At 42.4% G+C, this 19,944-nt stretch carries 9 protein-coding genes; 7 read left to right on the top strand and 2 right to left on the bottom strand.

Going from position 1 to position 19,944, the window contains the following annotated elements:
- Positions 1-237: 237 nt before the first annotated feature.
- From pulA to DW917_RS12085, 5 genes are all read left to right on the top strand, one after another.
- On the top strand, positions 238-2,277 hold the full coding sequence (pulA, locus tag DW917_RS12105; RefSeq protein ID WP_118119069.1) for a type I pullulanase: 2,040 nt from the start codon (positions 238-240) through the stop codon (positions 2,275-2,277).
- An 86-nt stretch (positions 2,278-2,363) separates the two neighbouring features.
- Positions 2,364-4,289, top strand: a complete 1,926-nt coding sequence (locus DW917_RS12100; protein WP_118119083.1) for a glycoside hydrolase family 13 protein — start codon at positions 2,364-2,366, stop codon at positions 4,287-4,289.
- A gap of 192 nt (positions 4,290-4,481) precedes the next feature.
- A complete protein-coding gene (locus DW917_RS12095; protein ID WP_233524726.1) occupies positions 4,482-7,427 on the top strand; it encodes a two-component regulator propeller domain-containing protein in 2,946 nt (981 codons plus the stop codon).
- 178 nt (positions 7,428-7,605) lie between these two features.
- A complete protein-coding gene (locus tag DW917_RS12090) occupies positions 7,606-10,257 on the top strand; it encodes a glycoside hydrolase family 43 protein (protein WP_118119067.1) in 2,652 nt (883 codons plus the stop codon).
- Positions 10,258-10,302: 45 nt separating this feature from the next.
- The gene (locus DW917_RS12085) at positions 10,303-11,346 is read left to right on the top strand and encodes a family 43 glycosylhydrolase (protein WP_118119065.1); all 1,044 of its coding nucleotides are present in this window, start codon (positions 10,303-10,305) and stop codon (positions 11,344-11,346) included.
- Between the two features lie 180 nt (positions 11,347-11,526).
- On the opposite strand, the gene DW917_RS12080 is transcribed toward DW917_RS12085, so the two are convergent.
- Positions 11,527-13,965, bottom strand: a complete 2,439-nt coding sequence (locus DW917_RS12080; RefSeq protein ID WP_118119063.1) for an alpha-L-arabinofuranosidase C-terminal domain-containing protein — start codon at positions 13,963-13,965, stop codon at positions 11,527-11,529.
- Between the two features lie 289 nt (positions 13,966-14,254).
- On the opposite strand from DW917_RS12080, the gene DW917_RS12070 reads away from it, so the two are divergent.
- Entirely contained in the window at positions 14,255-15,070 is an 816-nt protein-coding gene (locus DW917_RS12070) for a hypothetical protein (RefSeq protein ID WP_147344181.1), read from the top strand.
- Positions 15,071-15,225: 155 nt separating this feature from the next.
- A complete protein-coding gene (locus DW917_RS12065; protein WP_158570138.1) occupies positions 15,226-17,712 on the top strand; it encodes an SUMF1/EgtB/PvdO family nonheme iron enzyme in 2,487 nt (828 codons plus the stop codon).
- A 196-nt stretch (positions 17,713-17,908) separates the two neighbouring features.
- On the opposite strand, the gene DW917_RS12060 is transcribed toward DW917_RS12065, so the two are convergent.
- A complete protein-coding gene (locus tag DW917_RS12060) occupies positions 17,909-19,348 on the bottom strand; it encodes an ATP-binding protein (RefSeq protein WP_118119055.1) in 1,440 nt (479 codons plus the stop codon).
- Between the last annotated feature and the right edge of the window lie 596 nt (positions 19,349-19,944).

The raw sequence follows: 19,944 nt of genomic DNA, 5'->3' as shown, positions 1-19,944 counted from the left end.
TTTTATATTCTCCGTATTTTCTGTATTTCCGACCGAATGACAAGGTGGAATCAAATACGCTAAAAATGAGCGTGTTTGGTTCTGCCTATTTCTGCATAAAATACGCTCTTGTAGGTGTTTTATGCAAGAAAAAAGATAGTATAATAGCTATTGTTTAGTTAAAAGTCTATATTTATACATAAAATAGAGAATAATTCTTGTTCGGATTTTCTCTCAATCTAGCAAAAACTTAACCGTATGAGCATTAAAAATCAATTATTAGTAGCCTTGACTGCTGTTTTAGTTCCACATTCATTGATGGCACAAGGTGCTTTCAATGAAATGTCCTATTCTAAGGATAAAACTACTTTCTCTTTGAATTCACCTACAGCTTCTGTTGAAGTAGATGGTGTAACTGGTGCAACTCCACAGGTTTCTTCCAGTAGTGCAAAACCGAGTGTAAAAATCCGTATTTATAAAGACGGTTTTATGGGAAAACCTATCAAAACCGTTAAGATGAAAAGTGTAGGTAAGGACCGATGGGAAGCTACCGTAAAGGGTGACTTGAAGGGAAAGTTCTATACTTTTGATATGGGAAAGGGTGAATGTCCGGGTACATTTGCCAAGGCTGTTGGCGTCAATGGTAATCGTGGTGCCATCATCGATCTGAGTCAGACCAACCCGGAAGGTTGGGAAAATGATGTGCGTCCTGCATTGAAATCACCTGCTGATCTCATCATCTATGAGTTGCATTTCCGTGATTTTTCTATTTCTCCAACTTCGGGTTTGAAGTATAAAGGTAAGTATCTTGCTCTTACCGAACCAAAAGCTATTGAATATCTTAAGAAATTGGGTATCAATGCAATACACTTCCAGCCTTGTTTTGATTTTGCTTCTGTTGACGAAACAAAACTTGACAAACCACAGTTTAACTGGGGCTATGATCCGAAGAATTATAATGTACCAGAAGGCAGTTATGCTACTGATCCATATAATCCTGCAGTCCGTATCAAGGAATTCAAGCAGATGGTGCAGGCACTTCATAAGGCAGGCATCCGTGTGATTTTTGATGCTGTATATAATCATACTTTCGACATCAACGGCAGCAATTTCCAGCGTACTTATCCTGACTATTATTATCGCAAGACTATGGATGGTAAGTATTCTGATGGTTCTGGTTGTGGCAATGAGACTGCATCCGAGAAACCATTGATGCGTGAGTTTATGATTGAAAGCGTGAAATATTGGGTGAATGAATATCATATAGATGGTTTCCGTTTCGACCTGATGGGCGTGCATGATATCGAGACGATGAATCAGATTCGTGCGGCTGTTGACGAGATAGATCCTTCTATTTATATATATGGTGAAGGATGGAGCGCAGGAAGCTGTGCTTATCCTACAGAGAAGTTGGCAGTGAAGGCTAATACGCCACAACTCCATGGCATCGGTGCTTTTAGCGATGATATGCGTGATGCTCTTCGTGGTCCTTTCTCTGATGATACCAAGGGCGCCTTGTTGGCTGGTATTCCAGGAGAGGAGGAGAGCCTGAAGTTTGGTATCGTTGGTGGTATTGCCCATCCACAGGTGGATATGAATAAGGTAAATTACGACAAGAAACCTTGGACTAACAATCCTACTCAGCAGATTAGCTATATTAGTTGCCATGATGATATGTGTCTGGTAGATCGTTTGAAGGCAAGTATTCCTGGCTTGAAGGATCCGTCTGTTTCTGAAAGTGACCGCTTGGCTGAGTTAATCCGATTGGACTTGCTGGGTCAGACTGCAGTTTTCACTTCTCAGGGTGTACCGTTTATCTTGGCAGGAGAGGAAATGTTGCGTGACAAGAAGGGTGTTCACAACAGTTTTAATTCTCCTGATAGCATCAATCAGTTCAACTGGGATCATCTCAAGAAATATCCACAGGTTTTTGAGTATTATCGCAATTTAATCCAATTGCGTAAGAATCATCCTGCATTCCGTTTGGCTACAGCAGAAAAGGTTCGTGAGCATCTGGAGTTCTTGCCAACTGTCAGTCCTGATGCTGTTAATCAGGTGAAGAATGAGGGCTGCCTTGTGGCTTTCATGCTCAAGAACTTAGCAGGCATAGACGCTTGGAAGAATATTATTGTCATCTTGAATGCAAACCGTGAGGCAAAGTCTGTCGCTATTCCTGAGGGTGAATATCATGTGGCTTGTTGCAATGGTGTCATCAATGAGGAGGGTATCGGTATGCCTGTTAGCGGTAAGGAGGTTTTGGTAGATGCACAGTCTGCTTTGATTCTTTATGCTAAATAAGCATGAAAGTTGGCAATGATTCAAGATATCATCAGGAAAAATTCATTATAAAATATAATTTTACTATTGACTTAATCTATAAGAAAATGAGAAAAATATTTGTATCGTTAATGTTGCTTATGGGTACAATGAGCATGAATGCAGCGGTCTCTGTTGACCGCATTGAACCAACAGACTGGTATGTAGGTATGAAGGATGCTTCTCTCCAGTTGATGGTGTATGGTAAAGACGTGCGAAATGCGGATGTTGAGATTGATTATCCTGGCGTTCGCGTCGATTCTGTCGCAAAACTCGAATCTCCTAACTATCTCTTGGTTTATCTCAACTTAGAGGGTGCAAAGGCGGGAGAAATGACCTTGAAATTCAAGCAGGGTAAGTCTGTCAAGAAGGTGAAGTACCAACTGAAAAACCGTGAAATGGCTGGTGATAAGCGCATAGGCTTTAGCAATGAGGATGTGCTCTATATGTTGATGCCAGACCGCTTTGCGAATGGTAATCCTAAGAATGATGCTTTCAAGACTATGAGAGACAAGACTTGCGACCGTAAGGCACCAAGTCTTCGTCATGGTGGTGACCTGGAAGGTATCCGCCAGCATTTGGATTATTTCAACCAACTGGGTGTTACCGCATTATGGTTTACTCCGGTATTGGAGAATGATAGCCCTAATGATGGCAAGAACAGTACTTATCATGGTTATGCTACTACCAATTACTATCGTGTAGATCCTCGTTTCGGTACCAATGCAGAATACAAAAAGTTGATAGATGAGGCTCACCAGAAAGGATTGAAGGTTGTGATGGATATGATTTTCAACCATTGCGGTTTTGAGCATCCTTGGGTAGCTGACATGCCATCCAAAGACTGGTTTAATACTCCAGAGTGGTTGCTTCCTGAATACCAGACTCCTGAACATCTGAAAAAGATAGGTACTGTAGATGGTGCACGCACTGTGAATGATATGTATAAGCAGACCAGCTATAAGTTGACTCCGGTTTTGGATCCGTATGCCAGCAAAGTTGACTTTAAGGAGACTGTAGATGGGTGGTTTGTGCCTTCTATGCCAGATTTGAATCAGCGCAACCCACATGTCATCAAATACCTTATACAAAACAGCGAGTGGTGGATTGAAACAGTGGGTATAGATGGTATTCGCATGGATACTTATCCATACGCAGACCGTGATGCCATGGCTTTGTGGATGAAGACGCTGGATCAGGAATATCCTAACTTTAATACCGTAGGTGAAACTTGGGTAACAGAGCCTGCTTATACGGCTGCTTGGCAGAAAGACAGCAAACTGTCAGAGAAAAACAGTTATCTGAAGACTGTCATGGACTTTGCCTTCTACGATCGTATCAATAGTGCCAAGAAGGAAGAGACGGATGATTGGTGGAATGGAATGAATCGTATCTACAATGTATTCTGCTACGATTATCTCTATCCTAATCCAAAGAGTGTGATGGCATTTGTGGAAAATCATGATACCGACCGATTCTTGGGTGAGGGAAAAGACTCATTGGCTTTGAAGCAGGCGTTGGCACTTCTTCTGACAGTTAACCGTACTCCTCAACTCTATTATGGTACTGAGGTTCTGATGAATGGTACTAAGAGTGTTACCGATGGTAATGTTCGTAAGGACTTCCCTGGTGGATGGACTGGTGATCAGCATAATGCTTTCACAGCAGAAGGAAGAACGAATGCTGAAAACCAGATGTTCAACTGGTTGAGCAATCTCTTGCATTGGCGTCAGGGGAATGAGGTAATTACTAAGGGAAAGCAGACCCAGTTCTGTCCTCAGAATGGTGTTTATGTTATTGCCCGTCAATACAAGGGTAAGAATGTGATGACCATCATCAATGGTAAGAATGAAGCCAACGAACTCAATGTGAGCCGTTATGCAGAGATTATCGGCAATGCGGCAAAGGCTACAGATGTAACCAATGGTCGTACTGTCCTTATCGATAAGAACGTGAAGCTTCGTCCACGCCAGACAATGGTGCTCGAGTTCTAAATATCTGATTTGAATTTTATTATTTCTGATTTGAATATCAAACATATATATTCATTACTTTGATTGATGTCCCAGTAAGCCGTGATTGGCTTATTGGGACGTTTTTTTTCTAAAAATTCTTTCTTTTCAAATATTCTTTGTATTTTTGCATTGAATATAATGAATATGGTGAGATACTTGTTTATATTGATAATGGTTCTGATAGTTAACTTGGGCATCTTTGCTCAGGGTAGCCTTCCTAATCGTTATCATGCCAGTTATCTCAACATGGCATCAGGAATGCCCAACAATTTTGCCGATGATATTTTTCAGGATTCTTATGGTTATATGTGGATTAGCACACATGGAGGCGGTCTGGTGCGCTATGATGGATATGATTTTCTGAATTTTGGATTAGGGGCTATCGGTGTGCAGTTGAGAAGCAATAATTGCAGGAATGTATATGAAGACTCGTTTCGGCGCTTGTGGATAGCCTTTGAGGAAGGTCCGCAAGTTTTAGACCTCAAGACCATGCAGGCTATAGTTCCACCTTGTGAGAATGAGGCACTTGCTCAAAAGCTCTCTAAGGCACTCAAGCAATTCTGTACCCGTATGTATTGCGATTCAAAAGGTAATATGTGGATGCTTTCTCAGGTAGGAATTTATCGTTTTGCTTTCAATGAGAAGGGGGAGATCAACAGCATCCTGTTTGCTTCTTGTCCTTTCAATGCTCCAGATTTGGGGCTATGTGATGTGTATGGCAAGGGAACTGTCGTTATCTGCAATGAGGGTAAAGTTAGTGAGTTTTATGTGAAGAACAACCGCCTGTTAGCCAGAGATTTAACTTCTCAATTTGCTCCGTTGGGTAATAACTTTGCCGGTGCTGTGATTTATTATCATCGAAAAATCTGGCTGGCTACCAATAAGGGTTTGTTCAATAGTAATAAGCAAGTGTATCATTGTTCTGCTGATACCCGCCATTCCCTGCAGCATGAGGTTGTAACAAGTCTGGCGATTTCTCCGGAAGGCAAACTTTTAGTGGGCTCTCTCTGCGGTGTAGATATTCTTGATGATAAGACGCAGGAAATAGAGCATTGGAATATCAGCAGTCCTGTCAATCCCTTGAGCAGTAACTTTGTTAATTCTCTTTTTTCCCGAGACGGACAGATTTGGGTCGGCACGGAGGCGGGTGGTATTACCAAATTGATGCCACGCCAGCTTCAGTTGGAATTCTATCGTCATGACCCTGATCATCCAGGCAGTCTTTCCCCCAATGCTGTCAATGCCATGTATTCGGCGCCTGATGGTACGCTCTATGCAGGAACGGTTGAGGGCGGTCTCAATTGTCTGATGCCCCATTCCGACCATTTTATCCATTATACAACAGCCAATTCCGGTTTGCCGCACAACAGTGTATCTGCTCTCACTGCCGACTCCAAGGGAAATCTCTGGATTGGTACATGGGGATCAGGTTTGGCTGTCATGAATCTTCAGCATCCAGGACAGATTTCCCGTATCCTGACAGAAGGAAAATACCACGATTTGCTTTATTTCGTGGGTGCTTTGGCTTACGATGGGCGGAATGATGGTATGTGGATTGGAACCAATGTCGGTCTGTTCTTTTATGATTTGAAACGTAAGCAATTGGAAATTCCATTCCCAGAGGCTTTGTCGGTGCCTGGATGTATCGGCAGTCTGATTACCCAGGATGGACGTCTTTTGATGGGAGAAATTAGAGGATATCTGGAGGTGGATTTGAAATCCCGCCATTCAGGTAAGCGCTTTTTTGCAGTTAAGCGACACCCTTATAAGTTGGATAATCCAGAGAGTGGGGTTATTGATAAAATACTCTCTTTCTGCCAGACTCATGATGGCAAGATTTGGATGGGTAGTAATGGATATGGAATGTACTGTCTTTCCACAAATCAGTCTGGAAAACAGGAAATCAGGTCTTTTACGATGTCCAATGGTTTGGCGAATAATACTGTAAAGGGAATCGTGGAAGATCAGCAGGGGATGCTCTGGATAGCTACTGATCATGGACTTTCTGTGTTTAATCCAAAGACCGAGACATTCAGTAGTTTCTATAAGAATGATGGTTTGCTGAGTGCGCAGTTCTATTTTAATGGTGCCATCCGTTCACGTTCTGGAGTCATCTATTTAGGAACGGACTGTGGAATGATGGCAGTCAAGGGGTTCAATCATAATTCCTATACTCAGAAGAATCTGCGCTTTACTGAACTTTTCGTAGATAACCAACCTGTTCTTGCTGGCAGCAAATATCTGGATGAGGATATTTCCTTAGCCAAGAAAATCCGCTTGCATGAGAGTGATAAGTCATTTACCATTCATTTCTCTGCGCTCAATTATGGTAGTGAGACACAGGGAGTCTATCTCTATAGGATGAAAGGATATGAGAATGACTGGGTACAACTTCAGCCAGGGCAGCACAGTGTACGCTATTCCACCTTGCCAGCTGGCGACTATGAGTTTGAAGTGAAGTATGCTCCTTCCATTGCTTCCTCCCAGGAACAGGTGGCGAGCATCGAGGTGAGTGTAACCCCTTATTTCTGGAAGAGTTGGTGGTTTGTATCTATCATCCTAATAGGTATCATTGCCGCCGTACAGTATCTCTATATGCGCCGCCTGGAAAAGATGCGTGAACAGGAAGTAGAGGCACTTTACCGTCCGATAGAGGCGGCTCTGAAGGAAAGTGATGAGCCGGGTAAGTTGCAGAACCGTATTCAGGCGATTCTGGAAAATCAGCGACGCTATCAGGAAAGTCAGGACAAGACGGTTTTAGCAGACAAGGAGGCGGTAGAGAAAAATTCCATACCTTTCATGGATGAAGTGATGAGTATCATGGAGAAGAATTTCCATGATTCTGAGTTTGGTGTCCAGGAGTTGGCTGATGCCTTGGGAATGAATCGCAGTGTGCTCAGCAAGAAACTGAATGCTGAGACAGGACTTCCTACCTCTCAGTTTATCCGCAATTACCGCTTGGATATTGCCAGAAAAATGATTACCGACAATGTGGCAAACCGTAATATCACAGAGATTGCTTATCGTGTAGGTTTCAATGATCCAAAGTATTTTACCCGTTGTTTTACCAAGCAGTATGGAATGGCTCCTTCGAGTTTCAAGGAGGAAATCTCGTAAAGCTAAGGCTGTTTATAGAAGAATTCTTGTGTCTAAGGCTGTTTTTTAGGGAGAAAAACGGAAGTAGGGTGTCAGTTGTCCACCTATTATTCCCTTTTGTCCACCTTCGGTTTCTTTGTAATTAGTAACTTTGCGTCCGTAAAAACAAATCGTAAATAATTAAACCTAAGAAACAGATATGAAGAAACTTTTCCTATCAACGCTCTGTCTTTTGTCTTTTTCGGCAATGGCACAGACTCAACTTACAGATTCTGAACTTCAGAATCTGTATAAGAACCATACCTATAGCGGTCGTATTTCTGTTCACGATCCTTCTATTGTTGTAGATACTTTTACCTCTAAAACTACCCCAGTGTATTATGTCTATGGTTCGCATCTGGGTCGTGGAAAAACCTATTCGTCTCACAACTATAGCAGTTGGACTACATTCAGGGTTGGTGAGGAGAGTACGGATGCCAACAATAGTCTCTTTGCCGGTCCTTCTGGTGGAACTGTCAATTACAAGAATGCTTATTCGCTTCATGTCATCAAGAAGGTAAAAAACTATCAGGGCAAGGAAGTAGATTTCGGTAACTTTGATGCGCACGAATGGCAATATAAAGATTATACAGTGCAAGGCAATCAGTGGGCACCAGATGTCATCTACAATAAAAAGATGAGGAAATGGTGTATGTATATGAGTTTGAATGGCGACCACTGGGGCTCTTCCATTGTTTGTCTTACTGCCAAAAGTCCAGAAGGTCCATGGACTTATCAGGGTCCTGTCGTTTTCTCTGGTTTCCAGGGTACTTTTGAACATAATGGTTTTGCTGCTGCCGAAGACTGGAAGCATACTGACTTGGAGATTGCAACAGGAGAAACGACTCTGCCGCAGCGTTATAATGTGAGGGGCAGTTGGGGAAGTTACTGGCCTAACTGTATAGACCCTTGTGTGTTCTATGATGATGAGGGTAATCTGTGGATGGGATATGGTTCCTGGTCGGGTGGTATCTTCATGCTGAAACTGAATGAGGAAAATGGTCTTCGTGACTATGAATATACCTATGATTATGAGGTAAATGGTGTGAAGACTCAACCGGGAAGTGCCAACGGCAGATGTACCAGTGACCCATATTTCGGCAAGAAGATTGCTGGTGGATACTATGTATCAGGCGAAGCAAGCTATATAGAGAAGATTGGCAAGTATTGGTTTCTCTTTATGAGCTATGGTGGTTTTGCACCAGATGGCGGTTATCAGATGCGTATTTTCCGTGCAGACAAACCTACAGGTCCTTATAAGGATTGTTGGGGAACAACTGCCATATATGACAGAGCTGTGAAGAACTATGATTCCAACGCTGGCGACAATCGCGGTGTGCTGCTCATGGGTGGTTATCAGTGGGATACAATGCCTGTTGCAGAGATTGCACAGGGACATAATTCCGCCTTTACCGATAAGGAAGACCGTTCTTTTGTGGTTTATCATACCAAGTTCAACGATGGAAGTATAGGTCATCAGGTACGAGTACACCAGTTGCTCCTGAATGATGAAGGTTGGTTGATGGCTGCTCCATTTGAGTTTAATGGAGAGAAAGTTACCAATCAGGATATTGCAACCAAGGCATCTGTTGCCGACGATGATATTCCGGGTGTATATCAGTTCATTCGCCACAAATATAATCAGAGTGCAGCTTCCAAGGCTTATCAAAAGCCAGTAAATATCCAGTTGACTGCTGATGGCAAGATTACGGGTAGTTTATCCGGTACCTGGAGCCGTACCGCAGGAACTGACTATATCCATTTGGAAATCGGTGGCGTAACTTATCGAGGAGTCTTGGTAGAGCAAAGCGTTGATTATACGAATGTCAAGACGCTGAGTATAGCTGCGCTTTCTTCTTCCAGTGGTAGTCTTGCTATAGGACAGAATAATTTTACATACCAGCAGGAAATCTGGGCAGTCAAGGCAAAACCGGAAGTTTCCATCGCTTATACTAAAGATCATATAGTTGTACCTTTCGCAGATGGAGCTACTATCAATTGCAGTCAGACGATGCCTACCAAGGGACTGATGGGAGCAAAGATTTCCTGGAAGTCCAGCGATACAAGCGTTATGTCCACTGGTGGAGTTGTCTATAAGAATGGTCATGTTGTGATGACATTGACCATCAGCTGCGGTGATTACAGTTATACGAAGGAGTACAATCTCACGGTGAATAAGGCTGCTGAGGAAACGACTCCTATCTATTATCCGGTATCTGCACAAAAGAATACAACGAATGCTTATAATACCAACTATAGTCAGGAATATACGCTAAAAGCTGGTAAAAAAGCACAATTCAAGTTCTATAACTATACTGCAGGTACAGCTAATTTTAAGAGTTGGGTATTGGGTGTTTCCAATGTGGCTCATAATACAGCCGGTTATAAGGAGTATGTGATGTTGCGCAATGACAATTGGGAGAATATTGCAGTAAATGATACTGGTTGCACCAACAATTACAATTGGGATACATTTGTGCAGGATATGAATGGTTCTTTGGTTGATATGACCGTGGAATATGAAGCTACAGGCGCTTTCAAGATGACTGCAGTTATCACCACGAAAACCAAGAAGGTTTATAATTATTCCTATACCAAGACCATCAACGAGAAACCAGCCAAGCTCAATCTCTTCTTTACAGGTGAGAATTCCTATATTGATGGTTCCAGCATTGCTACAGGCATAGAGGCTCCTATCATCATTCAGAAGAAGCAGACTGATGGCAAATGGTACAACCTGGCTGGTCAGCAGGTAGATAAGAACTACAAGGGTGTAGTGATTGTGAATGGCAAGAAATTTATAAATAGGTAATTCGCCTATATATCATTTCGCTTATATATAATAAGGTATAATAACATGAATATATCTGATATACTATTGGGAGCAGCAATCATCATTGCTGCTCCTGCTGTAAATAGAGTAGGAGAAGCCAAGGCGCAGCAAATCCATCCGGATCAGGTTGTCGTAGATTCTCCTTTCGTTCACGACCCAGTGCTGGCGTATGAAAATGGGAAATACTATCTTTACAGTACTGGTCACGGTATTTCGCAGATGACTTCTGCCGACCGTAAGCATTGGACATTGTGCAGGGAGGGAGTGTTGAAGAACCATGAGATACCAGCCTGGACTCATGATAGTGTGCCCGGTTTTCATACTCATATCTGGGCACCGGATGTTATCCACTATAGGAATAAATGTTATCTTGCCTATTCTTGTTCTACTTTTGGAAAGAATACTTCAGCTATAGGCTTGCTCAGTAATACTTCGCTTGCGAATATGAATGGTTGGAGGGACGAAGGCTGTATTCTCGCATCGGAAGGCAAACGGGATAACTGGAATGCTATTGATCCAAATTTTGTGATAGACGATAAGGGAAATCCTTGGATGACTTGGGGGTCTTTTTGGGATGGAATCCAGTTGGTTAAGCTCGATAAGAAGACGATGCATGTGAAGAAGGGCGCTAAGCCTCAGACCATCGCCCGCCGTCATGCTTTTGGCGATGCTTCTGCAGAACTAAACCCTACCTCTAAGTTTGCCGGCACCAATGCCATAGAGGCTCCTTTCATCATGAAGCATGGTGATTATTACTATCTCTTCGTGAGTTGGGATTACTGCTGTCGTGGCATCAAGAGCAACTATCGTGTGGCAGTAGGAAGAAGCAAGAATGTTGCTGGTCCTTATCTTGATAAGAATGGTAAGGATATGCGCAATGGTGGTGGCACGTTGATTCTTGAAGGCGATAAGAAGGAATTTGAGGCGATGGGCCATTGTTCTGCCTACTCCTTTCCCGATGGCGACTTTTTCTTCTGTCATGGTTACAGTATTGCAAAAAATGGCGCCAGCATCCTGGTTCAGAAGAAGATTAACTGGACGGAAAATGGCTGGCTGACTTTAGAGTAATAAGGAATCATAAACTAAACATAATAAAACCAAAGCCAACAGTAAACTGAAACCAAAACCTAAAAAGGGCGACAATCTGCATCACGCAGGTTGCCGCCCAAACTGTTTTTAACTAACTAATTTTAAATTTATCAACTATTTTCTACATGTAAATTTAAACTTAAACTCAATATCTTTCTTTTATTTCAATCTGATGATATTCAGCGAGTTGGCTGGAATCTCTACCGTAGCACCATTCTTCTCTGTAGTCACGTAGTTCTCTACAGGATAGATGTTGGTAGGATTGTCGATGGTATTCTCCTCCAGACCATTCTTGGCAGAAAGGCGGATGAGTTTGCCATTCTTGATCTCCTTGCCCTGAAGATTGATCTTCGCTGTTGTATGCTCGGAGCTTGTGTTGGCAATCTTCAGGATTACCTCACCCGTCTGCTCATCAAGCGTTGCTGTAGAGAAAATGCCAGGAAGGGTGTTTGCCTTCAACTTGGTAGCGAATACCTCCTTGCCATCCAACTTGGCGAAGATGCTGTCGCCTACTACCTTCAGCTCGATATCGTACCACTTGCCGGTTTCAATCTTGCCTGGGCAGGTAGCAATCTGACTCTTGGCGCCATTCACGATAGACTCCACACCGTGCTGGGTATTGTTCCAGCCACCGAGGTTCAACCAGCAGTAGTTGTTCTTATCCACGTAGTTGAAGACGATGAGGAAACCTTCGTTGCCGGCATCCTTCTTCGCGCGTAGCTTATATATATAACCATTGCTGGTAATTTCGCCTGGGTTCAGACGGATGCAGCTCTCTCCGTTGCTGGTCTGCTTGATGATGTTGCCTTCTGTCTTCCATTGACCGTGAACATCTGTAGGCAATTCCTGCAGTGTCATCGGCAGTGCCTTTCCGTTCTCATCGCTATAGCCCTTGTCTTCAAATGACACCTGAGTAGCCCATGTTCCCATACCTACACGGCAGATGGCTGGCTTTACACGAGCCTGATCATACTTGTATGGATTCTCCTGGTTCACCTTCAATACACGGGTACCGATGTTGTTCGCCATTACGTTCTGAACGTAGTAGGATGGAGTTCCGAATACCTTATCAGAGGTATATTGAATCATATCCGGTGCCCACATACGGTTGTTGAGATTGGCGAAGATAGGAGCGTAGGATGCCATGGTCACGATGTCGGAATTGTTCTCGATGCCCATCATATAGACAGCCTCACCGAGTGCTGCATCGAGTGAACCCATATTGCCGAAGCCCTGGGTTACGGCATATTCGCCTACATAAATCTCGCTGCCCTTGCGGTCGTAGTTATCATACTTGTTGAAGTTTTCTGCAAACCAGGCTGGATTTCTGTAGTAATGCTCATCAAGGAGTTCAACGCTCTCATCGCTGTGCCACTTAGGATTGTCATCGCCCCAGGCTACCACGTTACCGATGAGGTGCATCTTAGGATATTTTGCCAATACGGCATCCTTGAATTTCTTGAAGCGCTCGTAGTAATGATCGCTCTGCTGGCGAGGTTTTGGCTGGTTATTCTCATTACCAATCTCCAGGTACTCGATATTGTATGGCTCTGGATGACCATTCTTGGCACGGAGCGCACCATATTTAGAGGTAACAGGACCATTGGCATACTCCAGGGCATTCATGCACTCGTCAATCCAAGGCTGGATGCTATCTACCGGAGTCATACCGCCGTGCCACAAACCAACATTCACCACATAGAGTGGCTTGGCATTCAAATCCTCAGCCAACTGCAGATACTCATCAAATCCCATACCGTCGCTGGTACGGTAACGCCAGTTCACGTTCTTATGTCCAGGACGTTCCTCGATAGGACCGATGGTCTTCTCCCAGTGGAAAGCATTCTCCGGAGATTCCTGTCCCTCTACGTAGCAACCGCCAGGGAAGCGGACGAACTTAGGATGGATATTATAGAGAAGCTGAGCCAAGTCAGGACGCAAGCCGTTCTCGCGATTTTTGAAAGTAGGAGGGAAAAGGCTTACTACATCCAGAACGATGGTTCCCTTGCCATCAGCAACGAGTTCAAACTGAGCCTTTGCATCGTTTCCGTTGGCGGTCAACTCTGCCGTATATTTAGTCCATTTCTTGCCGACCTTGGCATTGAGAGCGGTTTCTGCATACACCTTGTCGCCCTTTGCGTTGATGAGACGAGCCTTCAATCCGCCCTTGTAGTTACCTTTTGCCCAGAAAGAGAGTTTGTAGGTTCTGCCTTGAACAGCATTGATGCCCCAGAAACCCTCGTTGATGATAGAAGCTGTGGCAGCAGGTTTGGCAGCGATGGTCAATTGGAGTGCCTTACCCTGAGCTTTGTTGAGTAAGTCCTTGTTGATAAGTTGCGCATTGATTTTAGCACCTTCCTGAGCGGCAGTTTTCCAAGTAGGAATATCCTTTTCCGAATCCTCGAATGATCGGTTTCTGATGAGTTCGGCATAGAGACCGCCGTCAGCAGCATGGTTGATGTCCTCGAAGAAGATACCATATAAATTAGGTGAAACCTTGATGCCTGGATTAGAGGCATCCACATTGATGGTAACTTGGGCATTGGCAGCCATGGTTGAGGCGAGCAATGCAGAAAGTAAAATCTGTTTCTTGTTCATTGTTTATTCTTAGGTTTTTTATTTCCGTTTTATTTAATTACAGTTGCAAAATTACAAAGAAATGGCAAAAAATGGGTGGACAAAAAGCAAAATATAGTGTAAAAGGTGGATTTTCTGCTGATTTTATGTATAAAAAGGTGCAAAAAGTTTTGAAGTTATGTAGAAAAAATATATATTTGTACCCGAAATGGCACAAATATGTTTTCTCCCACTTACAGTTGCCATTTTGTAACGACAATTATAAACCTGCCTAAAGATGGGAGATTTAGGCAAACAATAGAGAACGACTATGAGAAAAAGTTTTCTTGTTGCATTCTTTGTAATGCTTGTGAGTGGTATTCAGTGCATTTATGCACAAAGTGTGGCAAATAAAGTTTTAAGCAGTTTACAGTTCGAGGCTCCTAAGAACTTGTATCATGCCAAGGGAAATGTGGCAAATATGCGTAAACGTCCAAATGTCAAGGCAGATTGGGTACAAGTTATAGAACGTGGTCGTTTGGTGGAGGATTTAGGTGCCAATCCGAATTGGATTACTGCCAAAGTGGATGGGGAAAACGTTTATATCAGCAAGAGTGTGATGGTAAAGGAAAGTGCTTCGTCTAATATTTCTTATGTGCCAAATCTGCCTTATTGGTGGATAGAGGAAATTAATGATGAAAATCCTGGTATCTTGAATTGGCGAGTTGGTAAAATCCCAGGAAATTCAGGCTTGTTGTTATGTGATGTTTGCATGGATTGTGCTCAATATTATTTTTTAGGTAAGCAAGTAGGAAATGTCTTAGTCTTCAAATATAGGATAAAAATAGATACAGGCTATTCAATACCTGAAGAGATGATGCCTATAGGTAAATATTTCTTGGAATCAGAAGTGGAAAATGGAATCAAGACTTATTATTTCAAAACAAGTAAAGATAAAGTTGTGTCTTTTTCGGCAAAGCAAATGGGGTATGAAGCTCAGAATGGCCCTTCTTATTTCTATGATTTGACTAAAATCTCAGAGAATGTGGTTTATGCTATGTTCAAGGAAGTGATAGAGAAAAATGAAACTTATCCTTTTTACTTGACTTCCTTCAATTTTACGAATGAATGGTCTCATTGTTTCTAAGACTAATGGCAGGTTTGTAATAAATAAATACTATGCTTAATTACTTAAGATATATATTTCTCTTTGCCTTGGCATTGCTATTAAATTCGAGCAATGCCAGGGCTCAGGATTATAACAAAGACGCGGTAATTGCAAGGGTTGTGCTTGATAAAAACTTGAAAAGAAAATTCATGGAGGATGGCTATGAGGCACAACTCATATTTCGTAAGTTTGATACCCAAAAGTTGTCGGACAAAAGTTATGATGTGGTCTTAACTTTGTGGGATGATCCGTCATGTACAACTCTTTTCTCTCAACCACAAAGAGTCAAGGCGATGAACGAGTTCCATTTTAAGAATGTGTCTTCGTTCAAGGAACCTCTCAAGTTCTTTATTCGTTATAACGACCTTTCTGCTCACATGACCAAATATAACTTTGGAAATTATAGGGAAGGGAGAATGTTTTGGACTCTTGAATTATATCGCACGAATACCAACCAGCGTTGTTTGTTCATAAAGCCGAAGCTGCGTACTGACGCTACTGGTACTTATTATAATGCCTTTTTCGATTACCATATCATGGATATTCGAATGAATACCAAGGGGGTGCTGAATTGGAGCGATGTTCAGCAAAAACCAGAGTTAGGTGTTCATCCAACGGAAGACTTGGCTGCAAGTGACTATAGTGGAGAACTTCTGCATGTACGTTATGAGCCGTATGATGGAGAGAAATTAGATGCGTTGGATGAATTCGTCGTGAACTTCAAGTTCTATCATGATGTCAATCGTACCAAACCTTGTATGTTTTATGAATTTACGCAAGATTTGGACAGCAAAGGACATAATCTCCTATATTATGACAAGGGACAATGGAGTGAGGAGGCTTACAAAGCGGAAAGGATCGAAGACCGTTCGCAACCTACCAATAGCATCAAGCGAGTTAGGCATGATTGGAATCCTTTCGATATATTTGTGCCTGACTTCATCATTAGTTATGCTGATGAGGACGTGAAGAAAACCGAACGGGGAGAGAATGATACCATCTATATGTATCCTGATGTGTATGGCAAGGATAGTATGCTTTATCGCAAGGCTTCTTACTATTTTTTCTGGGTACGTCGTCCTGTTCCTAAGGACACGGCTTGTTATCATCCTGATCAAGATTCCACTGAGACTGTTTTGTCTAGAGAAAAGTTGTCTGCGACGGAAGTCTTGGTGACTTACAACTTGAAATTGAAGTGTAAGAAATGTGGACATATCACCGAACAGAACAATTTACAACGAGTGGAGTTCGTCAAACCAGAGTTTACCATGTGTCCTCCTCATGCGTGGGAAGATTATATTGGCGAGCCTGTATATGATGAAATCAAGAACGATATATCGAAAAATGGATGCTTTGTCCTGCAAACAGTACCTTACCACACTTATAAGAAATGTATATTATGTGATGCGCGGAAGGAAGGTCCTATACGAATAGATCAGAATTCTTATCTTAATCATGAGACTAATGATCCTAAGTGTTGCCCTGACTTGGAGTATGAGGAAGAAGTGAAGGAACAGAGGTCTCAGCTAATTGGTGGAGAACGGGTTGTTAAGACAATAACAACTTATGCTATTTGTCCATCACAGCATAAGAAATGGCAAGAGGGGGTCAGAACGGAGACGGAATTTGTGCCTTGCAAACCGCATCGTTGGATATTCATAGAGAACAGAGATTTGCGTTTTGTACCTGTAGGTGATGTGACCCATGAGGTTTTGAGCGTTGCTATCTATAAGTGTGAGAAATGTGGAATGAAGGATTATCGCTACAGTAAGGAAATTTGCGCTCATTCTCGTGAGAATTTCATCTGGGAATGCCAGCAAGTATATCCTTTGAAGGCTGTCTATAAAGGTGTTCCTATTAAGATGCACTTGATAGTTAACAAGGAAGATTCTTCTGCTGTGTATGTTGCAGAGACAGAAGTGACAGAAGGATTGTGGGCGACCGTTTATCCACAGAATCCAAGAGGATGGAGTGAGCAGAGCAATTATCCTGTAACGAATATCTCTTTGCAAGATGCTCAGTTTTTTATTATGGAACTGAATATGATTGCAAGTCAGAAGAAATGGCCTTTGAGATTCCGATTGCCTACTGTTGAGGAATGGAAATCTGCATACACTTATGGCGGTGGCGACAAAGAAGGTTGGCTTGTACACAATAGTGGTGGAAATGCTCATCCTGTTGCTGAGTTGGCTGCTAATGATGCTCATCTTTATGACATGAAAGGTAATGTGTCTGAAATGTGTAGTGATATCCAGTACTTGACGACAGATGATGACTCCATATTAACCTTGACGGCTGTAGTTGGAAATAATTATCAGGAGTCACCTACCACTTGGGGGGCAAATGCCGTACATTGGATGGATATGTCTTCTGAAAATCTTGCGGTTGGATTCCGACTTGTTGCTGATCCTGTGGAGTCGGAAGATGCGGATTTGGTGAGAGATGTAGAAAATACCATTGGTGAGAAATCTTACACTACTGGCTATCATTGGACAAGGAGAAAACTGTATCATTGTGATAAATGTGGTAGAAACTTCTATGGAAATAAATGGGGAATGAACACTTTTGGAACTCAGACCCCACGAAACTGTAGTAAAGTAATTACACAGAATAATAAGTAGATGACTATTGTAAAAGTATTTTAATGGGTATTAACAGCTTTTTTGAAATGTTAGTGGTATATTTATTTTCAGTGTAGGCTTTTCTGTAGCCCCTACACTGAGAATAAATATTGTTAGCAAATAAGATGGCCAATATAGCTTGGCTATAAAACGAAACAATTGGCAATCTGCATCACATAGGTTGCCGATTATTTGATTAAGTAAACAGTTCTTCCAAGGTTACGCAAGAGACAAATAGGTCTGAATATTCATTCTTTGTCAGTTCCGTATTGCTGATATAGGTCAGATGGAAGGTCTTGGACGGATATTTTTCTTGCATTGCTTGCAGACGACTTCCCAATACTTGTGCATAAGATTTTGTAATGGTATATGGTGAAAGATAGAACTTCATCTCGCAGATGTTCACCACGTCGTCGGCCCGGTCTATCAACAAGTCGATTTGCATGCCGTCCTTCTCTTCATTCCCTTTGATGATCAGTGAAGATTCCTGCGAAGACACTCCCCCGATGTTGAGCGCATATTTGATTTGGGAGATGTGTTGAAGGCAAAGTTCCTCAAAGGCAATTCCTCGCCATGAGGCAACATCACTCCCTTTGAGATGCTTCTGCCAATAATCAGTTTGTGTAATTCGCTTGTCTTCTTTAAAGTGCAACCAAAACCAACAGAAGGAGTCAGTCAACTTATAGTGCTCTTCTCGTTGCGATGCACCGAAAGGGACGTATTTGATGATGAAGTCGCTTCCCATCAGTGCCTTTAGCATTTTGGTGAAGTCGCCATTTGGATTCAATTGGGTCTTCTCGGCGATTTCCTTACGGGTGTAGCCTGCATGACGAGTGCCAAGGCATCGAACGATTTTCATACAGTCTTCTGCATTGTCAAATATTGAGTTGAATAGTCTTTCGAACTCATCGCCTAATTTTGCATTTCTTGCAAAGAAAAGGGCATCAATATTTTGAGCCAAACTGTATGAAGGATTGAAGAAATTCATGTAGAAAGGAATTCCTCCCATAATCATATAGGCTTGGGCTATGTTGTAGCGTGACATCTGTATGCCACGGCTCTTGTAGAAATCTTCACATTCTTTCAGAGTGAAAGGCGAAAGTTTGATTTCTCCTGTCAATCGCCCATATAATCCGCCTTTGTTGTTGATAAGATTATCGAGCATCCATGAAGTGGCAGATCCGCAAACGATGAGGAGTAAGTTGCGCTGTGTGTTGCCCCATCCATTCCAAAATGCCTCCAAGGCTGTGAGAAAGCCAGAACGTGCGGTATCCATCCATGGTAATTCGTCAATGAAGACAATCTGTCGTGAGCCATTGGCATTTATTTCCAGAAATCTCTCCAGGAGGAAGAATGCTTCCATCCAAGACTTAGGCTGTGCAATATTTTCCATGCCATGCCTGAGAAGAGAAAAGTAGAAGTTCTGCAGTTGGTCTTTGAGCGTAACTTTTCGCTGTCGGTCGTAGGGGGACAAGCCTGTATGGTGGAAAACCATGTTGTCGTGAAATACTTCGTCGATAAGGAATGTCTTTCCTACACGGCGACGACCATAAACGGCAACAAACTCCGCTCTACCGCTATGATAATAGCGATGGAGTTCAGCGATTTCTTTTTTTCTTCCGATAATCTCACACATAAACTTTCTTCTTTTGGTTGGATGCAAAATTACAAATAATCTTGTAAAAAACAAAAGAAAATAGTGCTTATTCCGCTACGAAAGTGATTTTAGTGTATTTCGTAGCGAAATAAACGCTATTCTTCAAATCTTTTACCCGTAGAATTTAGTGGGATTTTTGCTTGCAAAGCGACAAAAAATCTTATTTCCTAAGTACAAAAGACTTGTTTGCGACTCGTATCTCTGAAAGATAGGAATCTGTGTTTCGGGTTTACGGGTGGTGTCTTACTTGCGTCCCCCTTGTGCTTATCGGGGGCACAAATGTGCTCTTACCCGAGCACAATGTTGCCTTTACCTTGGCACAATAGTGCCCTTCCTTAGGCACTTTACAAAATAGAAAGGTAGCCACCTTCAATTTTATAAAACTGAAATAGTAGACACTTCTTATTTGTCGTTCTGTTCGCTTGCGATTTTACTCTTCACCCTTCACCTTTTCGTCTGGAATGCCGATAAACACAGGGGTTTTGAGGGTGAAGGGTAAAGTTCAACCCTTCACCACCCTTCACCTCCCTTCATCGGATTACGGTAAGCGGCTCCGCATTTATACCATTGTAGCT

The organism is Prevotella sp. AM42-24 (genome assembly GCF_003461825.1).
GTDB classification, from domain to species: Bacteria; Bacteroidota; Bacteroidia; order Bacteroidales; family Bacteroidaceae; genus Prevotella; species Prevotella hominis.
The sequence above is the reverse complement of the archived record's forward strand: the minus strand, read 5'-3'. Positions and strand labels throughout refer to the sequence as shown.